A 711-nucleotide genomic window follows, 5' to 3' on the forward strand; every position below is an offset into this window, starting at 1 on the left:
CACAGGGGGAGAAGGGAAGAGCGCGCGATTACCGCCAAGGCTGCAAACTGTCATCGCGGACGTAAGCGATGATGGTGTCGCAGACTGCGTTCAGATCCCGCGGCACGTCGTCATTCCAGAAACGCAGTACACGAAAGCCCCTCGCCTTAAGTTCGGCGTCCCGCTCCCGGTCATAGTTCGAATCCGCATGCTGGCTGCCGTCGATCTCGATGATCAGTCTGGCCTCGGCGCAAATGAAATCGGCGATGAACGACCGGAACTTGGCGCCGAAATTTGATGCGATCGAGCCTACGTCCGCGCAGTTCATGCCACAGGCGGTCTTCCGCTTCCGTCGGCTCGCGTCGCATCGAGCGGGCGAAGCGACGTTTGGTCGGCGCGACGGGCTGATGCGGCATGGGGCGACGTTATCCAATCCTGGGGACGACCTCCAAGGAATCCTCAGATAAGGGCCGACGTTCGAGACCAACCAAAGGGGATGGCGCGGCGCCTTTCCTTCTCCCCTTGTGGGAGAAGGTGGCCTCGCGAAGCGAGGTCGGATGAGGGGTGCTCCAGCTTGGCACCGACGCACTCCGTCCAACACCCCTCAACCGTCTCGGCGCTCCGCGCCGAGCCACCTTCTCCCACAGGGAGGGCTTTGCACGGGGAAGCGAAATCCTGGTTGGTGAGTTAATGGGGCTTTTTTGATGGCCGGGAAAGCAGTTTTCGACGGCT

At 61.5% G+C, this 711-nt stretch carries 1 pseudogene; it reads right to left on the bottom strand.

The window, feature by feature from the left end:
- Window positions 1-28: 28 nt before the first annotated feature.
- Window positions 29-395 (bottom strand): annotated as a pseudogene (locus NKJ23_RS34515) (endonuclease domain-containing protein).
- Window positions 396-711 lie beyond the last annotated feature (316 nt).

The sequence above is a fragment of the Mesorhizobium sp. M0184 genome (genome assembly GCF_040322215.1).
In the GTDB taxonomy this organism is placed as follows: Bacteria; Pseudomonadota; Alphaproteobacteria; order Rhizobiales; family Rhizobiaceae; genus Mesorhizobium.